This window comes from Yoonia tamlensis, assembly GCF_900115105.1.
Classification (GTDB): Bacteria; Pseudomonadota; Alphaproteobacteria; order Rhodobacterales; family Rhodobacteraceae; genus Yoonia; species Yoonia tamlensis.
Genome location: NZ_FOYP01000001.1, coordinates 1739067 through 1757128, shown reverse-complemented (window position 1 = coordinate 1757128; position 18062 = coordinate 1739067). Strand labels below are relative to the sequence as shown.

The 18062-nt window shown below is 54.3% G+C and carries 15 protein-coding genes; 9 read left to right on the top strand and 6 right to left on the bottom strand.

The genetic code is table 11. The annotated features are described in order from the left end of the window. Nucleotides 1-79: 79 nt before the first annotated feature. Complete coding sequence (locus BM320_RS09120) at nucleotides 80-1192, top strand: glycosyltransferase family 2 protein (protein WP_511256350.1); 1113 nt, start codon at nucleotides 80-82, stop codon at nucleotides 1190-1192. On the opposite strand, the gene BM320_RS09115 is transcribed toward BM320_RS09120, so the two are convergent. The 5 genes from BM320_RS09115 to BM320_RS09095 form a co-directional block, all read right to left on the bottom strand. Then, nucleotides 1129-1731 (bottom strand): hypothetical protein, encoded by a 603-nt coding sequence (locus tag BM320_RS09115; protein WP_131802362.1) that lies wholly within the window; start codon nucleotides 1729-1731, stop codon nucleotides 1129-1131. The genes BM320_RS09120 and BM320_RS09115 overlap by 64 nt on opposite strands. A 74-nt stretch (nucleotides 1732-1805) precedes the next feature. Next, the gene (locus BM320_RS09110) at nucleotides 1806-3059 is read right to left on the bottom strand and encodes a KpsE/RkpR family capsule polysaccharide export protein (protein WP_090199208.1); all 1254 of its coding nucleotides are present in this window, start codon (nucleotides 3057-3059) and stop codon (nucleotides 1806-1808) included. Then, entirely contained in the window at nucleotides 3052-3720 is a 669-nt protein-coding gene (locus BM320_RS09105; protein ID WP_090199206.1) for an ABC transporter ATP-binding protein, read from the bottom strand. The genes BM320_RS09110 and BM320_RS09105 overlap by 8 nt, the downstream gene beginning before the upstream one ends. Continuing rightward, on the bottom strand, nucleotides 3717-5513 hold the full coding sequence (locus BM320_RS09100; RefSeq protein ID WP_090199204.1) for a tetratricopeptide repeat protein: 1797 nt from the start codon (nucleotides 5511-5513) through the stop codon (nucleotides 3717-3719). The genes BM320_RS09105 and BM320_RS09100 overlap by 4 nt, the downstream gene beginning before the upstream one ends. A 6-nt stretch (nucleotides 5514-5519) precedes the next feature. Continuing rightward, nucleotides 5520-6869: a glycosyltransferase gene (locus tag BM320_RS09095; protein WP_090199203.1), complete on the bottom strand. Its 1350-nt coding sequence runs from the start codon at nucleotides 6867-6869 to the stop codon at nucleotides 5520-5522. A gap of 97 nt (nucleotides 6870-6966) precedes the next feature. Between BM320_RS09095 and BM320_RS09090 the strand changes: the two genes are divergently transcribed. Further along, complete coding sequence (locus BM320_RS09090; RefSeq protein WP_131802360.1) at nucleotides 6967-8094, top strand: hypothetical protein; 1128 nt, start codon at nucleotides 6967-6969, stop codon at nucleotides 8092-8094. Nucleotides 8095-8199: 105 nt separating this feature from the next. On the opposite strand, the gene BM320_RS09085 is transcribed toward BM320_RS09090, so the two are convergent. Further along, the gene (locus BM320_RS09085) at nucleotides 8200-8877 is read right to left on the bottom strand and encodes a sulfotransferase family protein (protein WP_242650984.1); all 678 of its coding nucleotides are present in this window, start codon (nucleotides 8875-8877) and stop codon (nucleotides 8200-8202) included. A gap of 73 nt (nucleotides 8878-8950) precedes the next feature. Here BM320_RS09085 and BM320_RS09080 point away from each other — a divergent pair, with 73 nt between their 5' ends. The 7 genes from BM320_RS09080 to BM320_RS09050 are packed head-to-tail and all read left to right on the top strand — an operon-like array spanning nucleotide 8951 to nucleotide 18034. Then, entirely contained in the window at nucleotides 8951-10387 is a 1437-nt protein-coding gene (locus BM320_RS09080; protein WP_090199197.1) for a class I adenylate-forming enzyme family protein, read from the top strand. Nucleotides 10388-10429: 42 nt separating this feature from the next. Next, entirely contained in the window at nucleotides 10430-11905 is a 1476-nt protein-coding gene (locus BM320_RS09075; protein WP_090199195.1) for a class I adenylate-forming enzyme family protein, read from the top strand. After that, nucleotides 11905-13362, top strand: coding sequence for a class I adenylate-forming enzyme family protein (locus tag BM320_RS09070; protein ID WP_090199192.1), 1458 nt, complete (start codon nucleotides 11905-11907; stop codon nucleotides 13360-13362). The genes BM320_RS09075 and BM320_RS09070 overlap by 1 nt, the downstream gene beginning before the upstream one ends. Nucleotides 13363-13418: 56 nt before the next feature. Next, nucleotides 13419-14864: a class I adenylate-forming enzyme family protein gene (locus BM320_RS09065; protein ID WP_090199189.1), complete on the top strand. Its 1446-nt coding sequence runs from the start codon at nucleotides 13419-13421 to the stop codon at nucleotides 14862-14864. Beyond that, nucleotides 14861-15343: a hypothetical protein gene (locus tag BM320_RS09060; RefSeq protein ID WP_090199187.1), complete on the top strand. Its 483-nt coding sequence runs from the start codon at nucleotides 14861-14863 to the stop codon at nucleotides 15341-15343. Before BM320_RS09065 ends, BM320_RS09060 begins: the two co-directional genes overlap by 4 nt. Then, nucleotides 15343-16860 carry a flavin-containing monooxygenase gene (locus BM320_RS09055; protein ID WP_090199184.1) on the top strand — a complete coding sequence of 506 codons (1518 nt, stop codon included), beginning with the start codon at nucleotides 15343-15345 and terminating at the stop codon, nucleotides 16858-16860. Before BM320_RS09060 ends, BM320_RS09055 begins: the two co-directional genes overlap by 1 nt. A 1-nt stretch (nucleotide 16861) precedes the next feature. Next, nucleotides 16862-18034: a cytochrome P450 gene (locus BM320_RS09050; protein ID WP_090199181.1), complete on the top strand. Its 1173-nt coding sequence runs from the start codon at nucleotides 16862-16864 to the stop codon at nucleotides 18032-18034. Nucleotides 18035-18062 lie beyond the last annotated feature (28 nt).

Below are 18062 nucleotides of genomic sequence, written 5' to 3'. Positions count from 1 at the left end.
AAACGCGAAAAGAAAAGCGCCGATATCGTTGTCGTCGCACCGCGCAAGTGAGGTTGAATTGATCCTTTTGCTTTTAGGCGTGGTCGGCTTTCTAACTGCGGCGCACGTCTGCACATCGCTATTTTTTGGGCGCGGCGCAGCGACGCCGCGAAAGCACAACGCTTCTCAGCCTGCTGTGACTGTGGTGGTACCCATAGCCGCACTTGCAAGTGACGAGGCGATGGGCGCTGTAGACGCGGCACGCTATCTGACGCCGTCTTCACATTTGATCTATTGCGCATTTGATGAAGCCGATCCCGCAGTCATATTCTTACGCAAACAATTGCAAGCAGGCGGGTTTGACGACCGCTCTAATGTTCAGATACTGACCGGACGCAATGCGCATACGCGCAATCCCAAGCTCGATAATATCGCCCAAGCATATGCCGTCGCGCCGACCGACCAAATTATCTTTATGGATGGGAATTTGCGGTTTGGGCCGCACTATGTTGACGCGATTTGCGCGGACTGGGAGAGCCAGATTGATGTTTTGTCAACTTCTCCGGTAACAACAGATGAACACGGGGTTTGGGCCTATTTTGAAGCGGCGGTGCTGAACCTGAGCCATGCGCGCTGGCTGCATGCGCTTGCGCGATCGGGGTTTCCCTTTGCACATGGAAAACTTCTGGCGTTCCGCAAATCATGGCTGGAGGGGCAGGGCGGGTTTGCCAAGTTGCATGCAAAACGGGCTGAAGATACAGCGCTTGTGGCTTTGGCCAGAAATGCAGGGGCGCGGATTGCATTAACGTCGCAACACCAAGAAATTCCACTGGGCAAACGCTTGGCTGGCGACGTTTTTGCGCGCAATCTACGCTGGCGTTTTTTGCGTAGCCGCGATCTTTGCTTTGGCTACGCGATGGAACCGCTATCGGCGATCTGGTTTGTGCTGGTGATTGTTGGCGTGTTGGCTGCGCAACTGGATTTGCCAATCGGGCTGACAATAATAGCCGTCTGGATAGTTTTGCACCTGTCTGAATGCTGGGCTTGGGCGCGCGTGGTGCGGCGATGGTCGCCTATGATGCATTTGGGATTGGTGCTGCGCGATATCCTCGAGCCGTTTTTATGGGTATTGGGGTGGTGGCTATGGCGTCATCGCGGGTGGCGGGACTTGAGTTCGGCCAAAAGCGCCAAACCGTCATCAGACGCGCGGTAATTCAGCTTATACAGCCCGATGTCCGGCGTGCGCAGAACCCGCGCCAACGTTGTCACTAAGCCGGCTGCAGGCAGGCGCCCCAAGCGTTGGCGCAGGTGGTATGATGATGCCTCGTCTGCCGATCGCGCACTGAGAATTTCCAGTCGCGGGTGCGCGACATGACGGTCCAATACAACAAGCGCGTTGATGCGATGCCGGCTCAAATATCTGGCCGATGCTGTCGGCGTCACATAAAGCGATCCGTCACGGTGCGGCGTGGATTTCCGGTGTGGGGGCAAATTACGGGCCAATTGGCCAAGCGTTTCTTGGCGGATTTTTAGCGGTCTGCGCACACAAACGGCGCGCCCGCTGCGATCAATCCATGTGGTGTTGTCATCAATAAGCGTGACCTGCGCACTGGCTATGCGGCGCTGCGCAAGCGCGTGTGCAATAAGTGTTGATTTGCCGCCGAAGCTTGGGGCGACAAGCAAACATGTGCAGCCACCGATGCGCAAAGTTGCAAAGGGCAGCACGTGCCAGCGCACTATCGCACGAAGCAATATTGCCTCGTGAAACGGTACGATTTCGGTGGTTTGTCGCCAGTTTGTTGCGGGAAGGGCGGACCGTGCCAAATTCACATATGGTCCTTGATTGCGAAGACACCAATAAGCCCAAGCAACCAGAGCGCAAGGCTGACAGCGGCAACGAGCATCGTTCCCTCGACGGGTTTGGGGAAACTTGCCTGTTGTGGCAATGATGGCGCCACGACAGATGCAAGATAGATCTGTTTGCGATCTGCTTCGATGCGTGCGGCCTCGAAGGTTGTCAGGGCGCTTTCATAGGCCCGTTGCGCATAGTCCAGCGTATTGGTTGCCTCGGAAAATTCGCGCACAAGCGTAGACAGCGGGCGATCTTCTTGTTGGGTGTCGGCTTCGTCCGTTTGTGTGATTGTCAGGCGTTCGACCCTGTCCAGTTCCTCTTGCAGCCCGAGGATGTCACGTTCGGTAGCACGTATTGACGGCGCGTCGCTTGCCAATTGGCTGCGCTGTGTGGCAAGCAGCGCGCGGCTTTGTGCGATGCGGTCACGCAGCCCCGCAGCAAGGCTTTGCGCCTCTTCGATGTTGCGTGCCGGATTAACAATCGATTCCTGATCCTGAAGATCCGCGACGGCCCTGCGGGCATTGGTTAGCGCCGTTTCCGCCTGCGCGACCTCGCGGCGGGCAAAGGCCAATGCATCGAGGCGCGCGACTTCGGAAAGACGGTTGATGAATTCATCTGCGCGGGTCACTAGTGCCGTTGAAATCAGGTAGGCATCATCGGGATCAAAGGCCGTGACCTGACCCACCACGGTGACATTGCCGCTTTCAAATGTGATCGCAACATATCTTTTCCATGTCTTGAGAAGCTCTTCGGTTGTCGGCGCTGCCACCAGGCGCGATGCCCAGTCAATATCAGGCGCGGAATAGATCGCAGCCAAATCTATATCATTAAGCGGGTCGCTCACGATGGCATGCGATTGCAGATATTGCACCAGCGCTTGCGCGTCACTGCTTGCGCCGCCACCGCCGGCAAGGCCAAGCATGCTCCCCATGCCGTTGATCGCAGGGGCCTGCGTTGAACGCACCGCGACCCGAAATTCGGATGTGAACCGGTCAGAGGCAATTTCCGTCAGATACCACCATGCCGAAAAAGCAGGTAAAATAACCACCATTACGAATGACAGGAAATATGGCCAGCGCCGTGCCTTGGGCGCATAGCTTTGATAGGCGGGCTGCGGTGGGCGCGGTTCAGACGGTGGGGCAACAACCTGTAGGTCATGCGTTTTGGCGGTTACCAACGACAGGCTCCGTTCCCGATCGGTTTGCGCGGTTGGGGTCTGTTCACTCATCGCTGGCATATTTTTGATTTTCGACATGTACTGCAATTGCATCTTCTACTGAATCAAAAGGTGTCAGTTCCCCGTTTTGCAAAACCAGCGCGCGGTCACAATATGCGCGCACCGTTTGCAAGTTATGCGACACCAGTATTACATCGCTCGTCAAGGCCCGTTCACGAAATGCCGCCTGTGATTTCGCGCGAAAGCGCTTGTCGCCGACTTCTGTCACCTCATCAATGAGATAAACATCAAAGTCGATGGCCAAACTTACGCCAAGCCCGAACCGCGCGCGCATGCCGGATGAATACGTATTGAGCGGCATATCGAAGAACGTCCCGAGTTCGGCGAAATCCCAAACGAATTCTAGCACGCGTGCAACATTGGCGCCGTAAACACGGGCCACAAATACGGCATTCTGCCTGCCGGTAAGATAGCTATTGAATGTGCCCGAAAACCCGAGCGGAAACGACACGTTTGCCTGCCGAACGACCCGCCCGCTGGTTGGTGCCTCTGCCCCGGAAATGAGCCGCACAAGCGTTGATTTTCCCGATCCATTCGCCCCCAGAATGCCATAGTTATGACCGGGCTCAAAATGATAGCTCGCGTCATTTAGCACCATGCGTTGGCCCAAAGGAGTCCGGTAAAGTTTGGTTACACGGTCAAGCCAGATCACTTTATTGCCCTTAGTTTGGCGGTGCCAAGGACCGCAAAGCAAATACCGAAGGTCAATAAGCCAAGCGCGAACAATCCGGCGTAAAGCGGGCTGGTATAGGGGGCATCATAAAGCGGGTAATAGGCCTGCCGCCACATATCACCAATGTGGGTCAGCGGGTTCCATAGCAATGTATTGCGAATGTTTTCCGGCATTGCGCTGGGCAGAAAAAAGACGCCGGAAGTAAAATATAACGCGCGCAATAATGCGATGTTGAACAGCGCGAACGCATGGCTCACCTCGCGCAGCATTGCGTTCGTTGCGGCAAACCCGACACCGAGACAGACCGAGAGGCCAAGTGCCGGGAACAGATATCCCGGACGCACGGGCAAGCCTTGACCCGTCATCACAAACAACCCCATGCCAAAGGCAATCACAACACAGCCTGTGATAAACAATTCCACGGCTGCTTTCGAGAGGATCAAATCAACGGGTGTAATCGCCGATAGCTGCAGAATTCCGCGCCCGCCGCTCACGGCGGCAGCACCTTGTCCGCCAATCTTGCTAAACAACAGGAACGGTTGGACGCCCGTAAAATAGAAGAGCAAGAAATTGTCGCCTAATGGCGGGTCACTGCGCATCGTTATCCAAAACACCACCGCAAGAACCGCGACATGCGCCAAGGGCTCGAGCAAGGCCCAGACAAAGCTGAGCCTGTTGCGCCCGTAGCGTGTGCGGATGTCGCGCATGACCAACGCGGCCAATATCTGTGCCTTGCGTTGTGCCGCGCTGCCAAACGAAAGCGGTATGCGCGCGGGGCGATTTGAAATTCCTGTTTTTAGCGATGCGACATCGGGTTCTTCATCCGTGCTTGCCCGATCCACCCCATTGGATTGACTTGTTAGCAACGCATGAAGGTTCTTGCGGTACTCTGTATTTTCGGGATCTGCCGCAACAAGGCCAGCTGCCGTTTGAATGGCGGCATCGTGGCGGTTGGTTTCGGCATAAAGGGCAACCAACATGCGGCGCGCGCGCAGATGGTCGGGGTCTTGTGCAACGATTTGTTCAAGCAGGTTCTCGGCTTCCGGAAATCTTTGCAAACGGCGCAGAATGCCTGCTTTGTGAAGTTTGTAATCGGTGTTTGTGCTATCGCGGCCAAGTGCTGCATTGATCCGCCGTAGTGCGCTGGTTGCATCACCCGCCTGCATGAGGTGCCCGCTCAGCGAGCGTAGCGCAGAAGCTGCGACATCGGCCTTTTCTTGTAGTATCTCGACCAGTGCTTCGGCCTCTGCATAACGTTCGTTCTTGCCCAGGAGATTCAGCAGGTGAATAGCATGCGCCTGTCGGTCCGGTTGGCGCTGCCATGCTTTTTGCGCAAATTCGATCGCAAGATCCGCCTCGTCCAATTCAAGCGCCGCGCGCGATGTCAGATGATAGAGCTCGGCGCTGCAGTCAGGGTGGTCAAATCCTGGCGCAAGTACCGCCATCGCCGCACGCGGGTCATTGCCAAGCAGCGTCAAGCGACCCAACAAAAGTCTGGCAAGGTAATCGTTCGGGTCCAGATCAAGCGATCGCTGTGCATAGTCACGCGCGGCAGCAATATCCCCAATCGCCGATAACGCATGCGCCGCTTGCCGCTGGAAAATGCGATTGTCCGCGCAATGGTCGGCCAGCGCCTGCCATAGCCCCGCAATTTCTTGTTTATCGCCGGTAGCTTGTGCGCCGGCGATGGCTTTGCGCAGCTTGGCCTCTTGCGTGCGCGCCTTGTGCGAATCTGACAAAATACGCGCTATCTCCATGCCTTTGTCAGCCATCGATACCTATGCGTTGGATACAAGGTTCTGATGGGCTGCAATATAGGTTTCACGGTTTGAACCGGTGTTATAGGTATCAGCATAGTCCTGTTTTGGCGTCCGGGCCACAGACTCGATGCGTTGCGCAAGTTCAAGATAGTTACCCGCATCAAAGAATGTCACGCGACCGGGTTTGTATTTTTCGAACTGCATGAACGCCTGGATACGTGACGCGATCACCCGCGCGCCCATTTCCGTTGCAATGCTCATCGGGCCGGATGATGCTTGGCCGGTTTCAAAATACGGCAAGACCACGACATCGACGGCGCCCATCGCAGCGGCAAGCCGGTCATCGTCAAGCACCCCCATGAAATGGACCCGATCCCGCAAATTCTGTGGTGATTTGACGAATTCCTGCAGAGAGGTCGCCGGTTTAGGTGTTTTTCCGTCGCCCGCAACCGCCTGCGCAATGGTTTCATCAATCTTTGCTTCTTCAAGCAGTGACTGCAAATAGGGGTGGGTTTCGGCGGGGCCGCCATGTTCTGACGGCCTGATTTCACCCGGGTGCAACCCGCCAAAAATGGCGAGTTCAAAGTTGTCGGGCAAATGCCGCAAAGAACGGATTACCGTCTGGATCCCTTTGTAGCTGCTTAAGAACCCGAACACGCCAACCACAACGCGTTCGCGCTGTCGGCCGGGCAGGGAGGCAAGAGCGTTGGGGCCATCTAGCGCGGTTAATGCGGCTATTTTTTCGGGCGTCAAGAAAGCCAGCGGATGATCATAAACCGTCTTGAAGCCTTCGGCGATGCGCATCGCCTTGGCATCGCGGGGGGTGTGAACGATGATGCTTACGGGTTTTCGGGTTTGGGCCAGAAGCAAAGTATCGTAGATCTGTTTGCGGAAACGCTTTGCGGCCAGATAGCGCGAAGTTGTAGCGTAGCAATTCCAGATCTGGACGCGAAAAAACTGTTCACGAAACTTGTCTTTGGGAAATTCCTGATTGGGCAAAATAGTGTGAAAGGTCACCGATAGTGCTGGCGCTGCATCTACTAATGCTTTGAAACGACGCGAAATATCGCTAGGCATGGACCCGAGCGTACCATATTCAAGCTGAATATTCACAGCGTCAAATCCAGCGAATGCATCGCAAAACGATTTAATCTGGGCATCCGCCGCGGTCAAAAGATTGCCTTGGGTCGCGCGCATCAGCGACTGGTCAAGATCAAAGACCTCGATTTCAAAAGCGTTGTGCAACTGGGTCAGCAATGCGCGTGTATATCCGGCAATGCCGCATTGGTCATTGAATGTGCTGACGATGGCCAGCCGCGGCTTGTTTTGGGGGGTAGGTGAAATGGTCGTGGCCTCCGGATGGGACATGGTCTGCGGGTACTACCCCTTTGCTATCATTACAGATACATCGGGGATGAAAAGTTAATTATGCTGTCGACTGCGATGGTTTTTTAGGAACGAACCGATGTCACTGACGCTCCATCTTTGTCAATCGCCACATGATATGCGTCGCTTTGTCGACCTGCCTTATGAAATTGGTCGCAAATGGCCAAATTGGGTGCGCGCGCCGCGCATTCAGGCACGCAAGACGCTGAACGCAAAAAAGCATCCTTTCTTTAACAATGGAAATGCGGCTTTTGTCATCGCGCTGCGTGATGGTCGCGCTGTCGGCCGCATTGCCGCAATTGATGATCTGGGCCATGCCGCGCGCTATAATGACAATGCGCTTCACTTTGGTTTTTTCGATTGCGAGGATGATCCGCAAGCAGCGCAAGCCCTGTTCGATTGGGTTTCCGACCATGCGCGCACCAAAGGGCGCAGCGTTGTGCGCGGGCCGTTCAGCTATTCAGTGCATGACGAAATCGGGTTGCAAATTGATGCATTTGACCAGCAGAATTTCTTATTGGTTCCCGGCAATCCGCACTATTATCCGGCCCTTGTCGAGGCAGCAGGATATCGTAAATGCGTCGATCTGTTCTGCTACGGTCTACCGATGGAGAACATGCCCGCACGCGTGATTACGCTTGGTGCAAAGATTCAGGCGCGGTTTGGACTGACCGTGCGGTCACCCACCAAGGCATCGGTCAGGGCGGATGTGCATCGTTTGCAAGAAGTCTATAACGGCGCGTGGAAAGAAAACTGGCCTTGGCGCCCCGCCAACGAAGCAGAATTTGCCTATATCGTCGAAAGCCTTCTTGAAGTTGCGGATCTCAGATATGTGCAAATCGCCGAAGATGCGGAAGGGCGCATGGTCGGTTTTTCAATCGCGATTCCGAACATGAACGAGGTTTTTGCAAAAATGCCGAGCGGCCGGTTGCTGCCGACAGGCCTTGCAAGGATACTATGGTACAGTCGCAAGAACGCCGTAAAAACCATGCGTGTCATCGCGATGGGGGTTGTCGAAGATTGGCGTAATCGCGGCGTAGATGTAATATTTCATGCCAACCAGCACGCTATCGGCACGCGCTCTGGGGTAAAATATGTCGAACTGAGCCAAGTCCTTGAAGACAATGAAATGATGAAGCGCACAGCGGCGATGTGCGGCGCTGACATCCGGATGACACACCGCATTTACGAGAAAAAGATAAGCTAAACAGGTAATTCTGTGAACGCTTTGGACAGGTGCAACCGCAATAGCTGCGCGGATCTTGTGGTATGCTTGTGCTGTTTGTTGCTAACCTTTCCTGCCGCTTGCCGGCTATTCGGGATTTGTTGGTTGACGCTTTTTCTGAAAGTCTGCCGCGCTGTTTCCCTTGGGAAATGGTTCGTTTGGCGCTGGCACGTCTAGAAACTGACATAGATCGCGCCATCCGGTTGAAACATCAAAGACAAGCAGGCGTTCAGGTGAAAGGCGCGCTTTCACACGTGCGATATGGGCCTCAAAGCATTTCTTTGCGTGATCCTTGTCGTCCCACGCCCCGTCAAAGATGCGGTCGACCACAGCCCGCTGCACCATATTGCCGATGGCATTTTGATGCGGTTCTTCAAATTGCCCGCGCGCCGCGATGAACGGGATAATTGTCGCCTGCATGCTCGCATACCATTTATCAAAGTCACGCGTCGTCAGTATGACCTTAGCTTGGGGGTAGTGCGCAGCAAGGTCTTCCCAATAGGCAGCACCGGGCCAATCAACCTGCGACCTGAACCCGTCAAACATTGTGTCCCAATCGGGCGCACCACCTTGGGATACGTCTACCCAGGCAGGCAACAGATCAAGATTTTCGCGAATTTCGTACATATGGTGGCAGGGGCCAAACCCCAGAATGTCCAATGCTTTCTTCAAAGAATCCGTGCCTGTGCGCCCAAATCCTGCACCGATGATTTCAAGTCCCAATGCGTATCCCCAATTGTAAGTACGTGCCTTGGATAGGGTCATAGCGCGTGGACAATGTTGGCCGCTAGCGTTAATTTTGGTGTATTAATGTGGCACTAAGAAATTGGGTACGGGCGTGGGTAATGACAAGAACATCGGCGTTGCCTTCCTAGAAGCGGCTGCGCGCAATCCGGATCTCTTGGCGATTGTTACCGCAGACTACATGCTCAATTACACGCAGCTTGCCCGGCTCGCCAAATCCTATGCCCGAAACATGCAGATACGCGGTGTAAAGAACGGGTCCACTGTTCTGGTTGAAACCACGGATGTAACCGTCGCGATGGCCACGGTGCTGGCGACGGCCTTGCTGGGTGCGCGTTGGATTTCTTACCGCAGCTATAATACGCTTTCAGATTTGGTAATTCCGACGCACCGGTTTTGCGCACTTGGTACCCCACCCGGGCCGGGGTTTGTCACAATTGATCGCAGTTGGGATACTTCGGATTTACCGATCGATGCGCCGTTCGTACCGGACGCGGAAATCTCGCTTGATGTGCCGTGGCTTTATGTTGCCACCTCGGGGACCACCGGCCGACCAAAGCTGATCGGTATGGGCCAATCCACGATTTACCGACGCTCGATCATCGTCGCAGATGATTACCGTGAACGCGAAACGGTTTGCTGCTGCTTGTTCGATTGCGTGGCTTTCCCGTTTGTTACACGCGCAATTGCTACGTTTGTGAACGGATGCACGTTGGTCTATGGCATAGATCCCCGGCATTGGCCCCGCGCAGGCGTTAACCTTGTGATGTGCTCACCAAGTCACGCCGGACAGATTTTGGCAGATGTCCAAATTCGCCCGAAAATCCGCGAAATCCATCTTGCTGGTGCGCGGCTCCCCGATGCGCTTGCGGCGCGCCTGTTCGACAGCTTCGAGACTGTTATCGACCTGTATGCCTCTTCGGAATCCAACCGCAGCTATAAGAACATCAAGCGGCGGAATGCCGATGGCACGGTAACGACCATAGGGCAGCCGCTTGATAGCCAAGTGCAAATTGTCGACGCCGACGGGGGCCCTTGTCCGCAAGGGGTTGAAGGAATTGTACGTGTTAAAAATCCGTATCTGGCGACCGGCTATCTTAATAACCCGACAGCACAAAGGGCGAGCTTTCGCGATGGTTGGTTCTATCCGGGCGATATTGCCTATTGGTCGCCCGAAAACGCATTGGTAACCGTCAGCAGAACGGATGACGTGATCAATCTTGGCGGTGTGAAAGTGAATGCGGTAATGATTGATGGGCTTATTCAAAGTGTGGACGGTGTGGCTGACGGGCTGTGTTTTCGCAGCCCTTTCGAACACGAGCCGAACCTGCTGATGTGCGCGATCGTGCCAGCGGAAGGACAGGCGCTGGCAACGCTGAGTGACCAGCTAAGCGCGACATTCGAAAAGCACCTGAAGCCAGCTGAACGCCCCAAGCGCGTCGTCGTGATGGACGCAATCCCGCGCGCGCATGATGGCGGCGCCCAGCGCTGGCTGTGCGTCCAGAAGTATGAAAAGATGCATACGGGATAGCGCCCGCAGTATCAGTATTGATCCAATTTCCCGAGGAAAGCCGTGACGCACGAAATCAATGACAATTACGTAAATAGTGTCGGTCGCCGTTTTCTGGAGATTTGCGCCGAACAGCCGGATTTTCCGGCATTCATTCATGAACGTGGAACAATATCCTATGCGCAGCTTGCTAATCTTTGTGTGTCCTATGGCGCGCGCCTTGCAGAACTAGGCGTTAAACGTGGATCTATTGTCGCGCTGAATACGCGCGATGCACCGAATGCTGTTGTGGTCCTTTTGGCGCTGGCGTTTACGGGTGCCCGACTTGTCACAGCAAACAAGGTACTGGCAAGCACCAAGGCGGTACGTCCCGACTTTTTTCTAAAAACGCCAGAAGTGCAGGGCAGCAGGCAGGTCGTATTCCAAACTATTGATGCCTCTTGGCAGCCTACACGCCTTGCACCGGTTTCCGAGATCATTGCAGGTCTACCCCGCCAAGATCATGCGACCGATCCTTTGATTTATTTGCACACCTCGGGGTCGACAGGTACGCCAAAGTATTTTGTGCTTTCAGACCAAATGGTACTGCGACGTTCGCTCGCGATGTCGCGCGAATTTGAACGAAAACAAACACGTGTTGCGATCTTGCAAAACGCCGGAAGCAGGCCGTTCTATGCGCGCGCCATGGCTGCCTTGCTGAATGGTTGTACGATCGTTGACAGTACCAATACAGATTTTTGGTATCGCGCGGGTGTCACGCTTGTAACGGGTGCGCTTAACCAGATCCATGGCCATATTGGCGACCGTATACTTTCGCCAAGATTTGCAAATCTAGAAGTTTCGGGGACCGAGCTGCGCGCATCCCAAATCGCGGAGCTGCTCAAGAGCTTTGTGCAGGTGGAAAATGCCTACGGCGCTGGCGAGACATCAAAATCTTATGGCGATATTTACGCGCTTGATGAAGCTCTCGAAATCAAATGCGAAAGAGGACACTGCGAAGGCGAAATACAGGTGGTAGACGATGCCGACCAACCTGTTTCCGCTGGAACCGTCGGACGTGTGCGTGTGCGCAACGGCTTTAGCATTCAGTCGTATTTGGGTAACAACGCCCCTGACAGCAGCTTTCGTGACGGCTGGTTTTATAGTGGCGACACTGCGGTTTGGACAAAAGATGACCGGTTGGAACTGCTTGGCCGGATTGACAATGTTATCAACCTTGCTGGCATCAAGGTGAACGCCCTGCTTGTCGATATGGTTATTGAATCTGTTGACGGCATCTCGCGTGCGGCAACGTTCAAGAACCCCAAGCCGGGTGCAGCCGACGAGCTGATCGCGTTTATTGTCTTGGGGCCGGCTGTGCAGAAAGAATATTGCATCGAGCAGGCAAGACACATGTGTCTGCAAAAACTGGGCGCCCAGGCGACACCCGCGAATTTTTGGCCGGTCAACACTCTGCCGCTCACCGAAAAACACGAGGTCGACAGACCCGCCTGCGCCAAACTGTTGCTTGCGCGCGCAATGGAATTGGGCGCAATCTGATGCGCCAGAATTCCGATAACAACATTGCATTTGCAATTCTTGAAGCGACCGAACGATTTGCAGATTATCCCGCGATCATCGCGCCCGACGTCACGCTCAGCTACAATAAATTTGGCCGGATAATTGATACATTTGTCTTTCAGATGAAAGCGTTGGGCGTTGATCGATCATCCGTTGTTGCGGTGCACAGCTCTGACATGATTGTTTCTTTGGCTTCAGCGATTGCGGCCGCGTTGCTTGGCGCACGCTACGCCGCAGCATCGCGATTTTGGTTTGACCATTCTGCGATTACACCAACGCATTTCTTGCGCTCTGCTGAAACAAACGCGTTCCCCGACCATCCGTTTCACGTCATCGACGACACATGGTCACCCGCGATCACCCCAGTCTCTCGTTCAATGCAGCAATGTGTTGGTTTTGCAAAACCGTCAGATCATTGGCTGCTCTTGCATTCTTCGGGGACAACGGGTGCGCCCAAATATATGGGGCTTTCTGCGGATCTCGTGCGCCGGCGCGCTGTCGCAACGCATGACCAGTTTGCCGGACCCGAGGTCCGGCTTTGTTCATTGTATGGTTGCCAAAGCCGCCCGTTTTTTGCACGTGCAATGGCCGCACTCATGTATGGCTGTGCAATTGTTGATACCGTTGATCCTGTATCTGCACAAAAAGCAGGAACGACACTAGTGACGGGGTCACCCCAGCATGCAAAGGTTTTTTTGGAAGATCAAAAAAGCGACGTCATGTTGCCTGAATATGAAACGGCGGGCGCGAAAATATCTGCCGATATCGCAGAACTTCTGCTGCGCAGTTTTGAAACAGTCACCGAAGTCTACGGTGCCGGTGAAACAAGCAAGTCCTACGCACAACGGATTGTCGCTGTCTCTGACGGTAAAATAACAAAGTCCGCGTTGCCTGCCCATTGTGACCTACAGATCGTGTCGCAAGCGGGCGCGGTGTGTGCTGCCGGTGAATCCGGCGAGGTGCGCGTTCGTAATTCTTACCTGATTGACGGCTACATTGGCGCGCCAGAACTTACAGCAAAGCATTTTCGCGACGGTTGGTTTTACCCCGGCGACATAGGGCATCTCACAAGCGAAGGCGTATTGGTCATCGCCGGACGCATAGATGAGCTAATCAATCTGAACGGCCTGAAATTTGATCCCAAACGCGTAGATGACGCATTGGCCCTGTCAGAAAATGTACTTGCGGCGGCATGTTTTGCGGGCACAACCGAGAACGATGAACCGACCCTGTTTGCTTTCGTTGAAATTGCCGAAGGCGCTAACGCCGCGCAAACCGTAAGAGGCGCGCATGAGGTCTGCGTTGCAAATGTCGGCCCGCTCTACTCTCCATCCCAAATCTTTGTGGTTCCCCATATCCCGCGCACAGAAGACGGGGCAGTGCGCCGCCACCAATGCCAGCAAATGGCCCAAGAATTATTGCGCCGCGCGCGCTAAACGCATAAGTTATGGTAACTTAGGTATTTGACTGCGGTCATCAAGGAAATCAAAAAATGGGCAATATCGGCACCGCGCTTTTCAAGGTGGCTCAGGCAGCGCCAGCAAGCGACGCATTGGTTTTTGAAGACTTGACGGTCTCTTACCTTGATCTCGTTCGGATCGTCGCAACCGTTCGTGCGCGTTTGATGGCGCGCGGTATCACCCACCAAAGTTTTGTGGTTCTCGATAGCGCCGATGCGTTGGTTGTCATAGCGACAGCAATTGCGACTGCATCGTTGGGCGCGAAATTTGCAACCTCGCGCAAAGAAGTCGCTATGCTGAAAGCATACAAGCCAACGCATTTCTTTCATACCGACGAAATCGTGCGCGAAGATTCCGGCGATAGCGAATGCATCGATCAATCCTGGACGGTCGGCAATGACGGCAGCGTAGATATTGAACCGGTTGCCGTTGCGCAGATCGACGCAGACTGCCCTTGGCTGATTGTGCATACCTCTGGCAGTACTGGCTTGCCCAAGTTTATTGGACTTAGTCAGAATTGCGTGCGCGCACGCTCGCATGCTGCAAGCGATGAATTTATCGCGGGCCAGACCCGATTTGTTTCGCTTTTTGGGCCGACCGCACGTCCATTCTTGTCACGTGCGTTTGCCGCACTGTTGAACGGCGCCACGATCGTTATCAGCAAATCCCCTGCGTTCTGGCTGCAATCCGGCGTCACATTTGTGATGGGTAGCCCCATTCAAGTGCAGGCGCGCCTAAAGGACGTGTCCCTATCCCAAAAGATAGATCTTTTGCACATCGGCGGGGCACATACAGATGACGCACTGATAACGCGCCTTCTTCAGTCGTTTGAACGGGTGGTCGATGCATATGGCGCCAGTGAAACGAACCATAGCTTTAACAATATCAAGCAGTTGGATATCGTTGGCAACCTTGTGACCACCGGCCAAGCCCGCGATTCACAAGTGGAAATCGTCAATAGCGACGGCCAGAAATGCAAAGCCTTCCAAAGCGGGTTTGTACGGATCAAAAACCCCTACCTCGCAGAGGGTTACATTGATAATCCGGCTGCAACGGCGCAGTGCTTTCGTGACGGATGGTTCTACCCCGGCGATCTTGCGCATTGGGGGGAAGACGGCCAATTGGTATTTGAAGGACGCGCCGACCACGTCATCAATCTGGGCGGCGTGAAAGTGAATGCGCTGGCGGTGGATCATTTGATGCGACAGACAGCCGGTATCAGCGACGCGATCTGCTTTAAGAACCCCAAAGAAGGCGCGTTGAACGAATTGCTGGCCTTTGCAGTCTTTGATGACAGCGTGACGCAAATGCAGTCCATCGCATCTGCAAAGTTTGCTATTGAAGAAAAACTGGGTGAACTGACCGTACCCAAGCATATACGACCGATTAATTTTGTTCCACGCTGCCCAACGGGCGAACCTGATCGCGCGAAATGCGCACAAATGGTGCTTGAAGCTGCGGCCAGAGGCAAGTCTTGACCGATCGCGAGACAATTCAGACGGATGTGTGCAATCACAGTCAAGGCCTCTCGGTCTGGCTGTTAGATCACGACGGGCTGATGACCCCAAGACTGGTCGACGCCTTTGGTCCCTTGAAGGCCGTCCAAACATCGGCAACCGATACCGAAAGTACCTATCAACGCAATTCGCAACTGCGGCGCAGATCTGATGACGCACTGATCCTCAAGGCCACGCTGGAAGTCGGAAAATCAGAGGTCCCGGCGACGTTGATCGATAGGCTGCGCGAAGGCGATAATTTGTTCGGCCAGTTGCTGCATGATTTCGGAATTTCGGTGCGGGTGACTACGCGCGGACTATTCCAAACGCCGTCCGGTCAATTTGGCCGAAATGTCACGATGGCGCGCACAGGGCACGAGCGCCGGCTATGCCGTGTAAAAGAAACGCTTTCGCTTGATGCTGATTTGCGGCAATTGCTGCGCAAAGACTGGAGCAGCTGATGCCAAATTGTATTGTCATCGGGGCAGGGCCCGGCGGGTTGGTTTGCACCAAAGAGCTGCTCGAAGCAGGCATCACAGATGTCGTTTGTCTGGAAAAGGACGCCTCGGTAGGCGGGATATTCAAGCGTAGCTACGACAGCCTGTATTTGACGTCCTCAGCCGCGTTTAGCATGTTTTCGGACTTCTGGATCGGTGACGGCAAGGCACACGAATTCTGGACTAAAGCCGAAGTTGTCGATTACTGGACGTGCTATGCAGATCATTTTGGGGTCACCGAAAAAATTCGATTTGGCTGCAATGTCAGCAGTGCCGCACAATCGGATGACGGGCGTTGGACTGTGACGCTCGACAATGGTGACCGGTTGCAGGCGGATCATCTGTTAATCGCGCCGGGCAACAATATCCACCCTGTCACCCCCGATTGGGCATCGCGTCTAGGCGCAATTTCATATGTCCATGCATGTGACTATAAAAATGCCGATGCTTTCGTTGGCAAAAACGTATTGATTGTCGGCGGTGGCGAATCCGCCTCGGATATTGCGCTTGAAATCTCAAAGGTTGCTGCCAAATGTTCAGTGAGCCTGCGCAATGGCACAGGGTGGGTTGTACCGCGCGAACGCAATGGCAATGCGACCGATTTATCCACACACCGTGGGCTTTGGACCTTACCGCGTGATGACGGTGCTAAAATCAGCAGGGCGCTGCTTGATCGGGATACAAAAGCGGGCAAATCCGATCCGGCGATGGCCGCGCTTGCGCAGCTGAACAAAGCCGTAACTGCAAAAAAAGGCATATGGGGCACTTATGGCACCAAGTCATTCTCATTGCCCCGTGCGATTGCAGAATACGGCTGTCAGATCGTCGGCGAAGTCACCGCAATTGATGAGGCAAGCCGGACACTGACTTGCGCTGACGGGAAAAAGATTGGACCGATCGATTGCGTGGTATTTGCAACCGGCTATCGTAGCCACGTGCCTTTTCTGGATGCGCCGCTTGCCGATATGGATCCGCGCGCCCTGTTCAAACATATGATACACCCTGATATCGGGCTTGGCCTGTTTTGGATCGGTTTTGCACGGCCTACTTTCGGCAGTCAGTTTCCGATTATGGAAATGCAGGCACGCTATTGTGCGCAGCTGATATCGGGGCGGTGCAGTTTGCCGGCCAAGGATGCGATGATCGCGCAAGCAAGTGCCGACAAGGACCGCTATCTGGACCAGTTCGAGGCAACCGGTGCGCGCGTGCGCGGGTTGGTCGACTATTTCGGTTACATGGACCAGCTTGCCGCGCTTGTCGGCTGTGCGCCGCCGCTTTGGCGTTACGCTTTTACGCGCCCACGTCTTTGGCGACACTTGGTCTACGGTCCAGCGCAGGCGACGCAGTTTCGGCTGGAAGGACCAGGTGCGAAACCAGAACTGGCGCGCGATTTCATCATGAAAATTCCGACGAGCCCATTGAACAAAGTGGTAAAAGTCGGGCTTTTCTTGCGGGCTTTGCGCCTATTGAGGTTACGCTAATATGGCTGAACCATTCCAGCTTTATTCCACGCAAATTGATCGCGACCCTTTTCCGGGTTACGCGGATTTGCGCGATAATTTTCCCTGTTACTGGAGCGAGGACGCCGGAATCTGGCTGCTGAGCCGCTATGACGATGTGTCCACCGCCGCGATGGACTGGCAGTCTTATTCAAGCCTATCGGGAAATCTTATTGATGAAATACCCGGTCGCTCAGGCAATACGCTGGGCACCACGGATCCGCCTCGGCACGACCGTCTGCGCGGCCTGACGAATGCCGCTTTTGCAAAGAAGAACCTGACCCACCTTGTCGGGCCTATTACCGATATCGCAGATAGGCAAATCACACAGATACGGCAGATGGGTGATTTTGATTTTGTCGCCGAGTTTTCGAGCGTTGTAACCGTGAAAGTTCTGTTCGAACTTCTTGGTCTGCCCGTGCGTAACCCCAAAGAAATTCGTAGTGACGTTGTGAATGCAATTTCGACGGACAAGGCGAACAAGGGCAAGAACGAAGGTCAATTACAATCGTTTCGGCGCATTACAGCATTGCTGGACACACATATTCAGGAACGCAGACGTGAACCTGCGGATGATCTGATTACCCATCTCGCGACCGCAGAAATTGATGGCGACCATCTTAGCCCGCAAGAGGTTCAGCTAACCGCTGCAATGCTGGTTGTTGCAGGCGTTGAATCGCTTTCAAGCTTTATGAGCATGTTTATGCTGAATTTGGCCAGCTTTCATGACGCCCGCCGCGCCATCGTCAGCGTGCCGGACCTGTTGCCCAATGCGATGGAAGAATCCTTGCGTTTCAATACGTCTGCGCAGCGGTTCAAGCGCGTCTTGACCCGCGATACCATATTGCACGGACAAACGATGCGCGCAGGTGACAAAGTTGCTTTGATGTATGGCGCGGCAAACCGTGACCCGCGTAAATTTATTGATGCAGATACCTTTGATATCCGGCGCAAGCCTAGTGGGCATCTTGGATTTGGGGCGGGCAAACACTACTGCTTGGGCACGTCACTTGCACGACTTGTGACCGTGACAGCCATCGGTCGTTTGTTGGACCAGTTTCCGGAAATAGCGTTGCCCAACCCACCCGAAGATTGGGTTGCGTCATCAAACTTCCGTAGCCCTATGGCGCTTTGGCTGAACACAAATTCGGCTTGATTTACCAATAAAAAAGGCCCCGCAAGCG